Source organism: Enterobacter cloacae complex sp. XAL002 (assembly GCF_049236805.1).
Lineage (GTDB): Bacteria > Pseudomonadota > Gammaproteobacteria > Enterobacterales > Enterobacteriaceae > Enterobacter > Enterobacter intestinihominis.
The window spans coordinates 1-662 of sequence record NZ_JBMKJN010000079.1 but is presented as its reverse complement, the minus strand read 5'-3'; the positions used below and the strand labels follow the sequence as shown (position 1 = coordinate 662).

The window sequence follows — 662 nt, the reverse complement described above, 5'->3', positions numbered from 1 at the left end:
AGCAGTTCAGCCACGTACTTCTGGTCATAGATTTCCAGCACCTGCCCGAGCAGCTTTTTATCATTTTCCTGTCGCAGTTGTTCTTCCGCTTCTGCTTTCTCAAGCAGATCCTGCGCCAGTAATTCAAATTCAGACATATTGCCTCCATTGGGTCTTATGGGTGAAACTGTATCACTCATTTGACCCAGATTGAATGTTTTTATCTGGATATTTAAACAGGTTTATTGTTAGGTAACGCACGTTGGCCACGCTGGAGCGTCTTCTGGGCCTGCTGTCGGCCTTTGAGGTCGTGGTATGGATGACGGATGGCTGGCCGCTGTATGAATCCCGCCTGAAGGGAAAGCTGCACGTTATCAGCAAGCGTTACACTCAGCGCATTGAGCGACATAACCTGAATCTGAGACAACATCTGGCAAGGCTGGGACGGAAGTCACTGTCGTTCTCAAAATCGGTGGAGCTGCATGACAAGGTCATCGGGCATTATCTGAACATAAAACACTATCAGTAAGTTGGAGTCATTACCGGTTCTCTTTGTCTTTTAGTGATTCTATAAACCTCATTACGTCTGAATATAAAAATCTATTATTTGATTTATGTGGCTCATGAGGTTGTGGGATGGTCTTGTTTTTGAATGTGCCAGTTTTCTTAATGGCAAAGATTAA

Annotated in this window: 1 protein-coding gene and 1 pseudogene; one reads left to right on the top strand and one right to left on the bottom strand. The window is 44.6% G+C overall.

Annotation, left to right across the window (positions count from 1 at the left end; all coding sequences use genetic code 11):
• Window positions 1-137 (bottom strand): hypothetical protein (locus tag ACOT0L_RS24025; RefSeq protein WP_421637287.1); only part of this gene is annotated, 137 nt, incomplete at its 3' end.
• A gap of 98 nt (window positions 138-235) precedes the next feature.
• On the opposite strand from ACOT0L_RS24025, the pseudogene ACOT0L_RS24020 reads away from it, so the two are divergent.
• Window positions 236-508: pseudogene (locus ACOT0L_RS24020) on the top strand (IS1 family transposase); the annotation flags it as partial.
• Window positions 509-662: the final 154 nt, after the last annotated feature.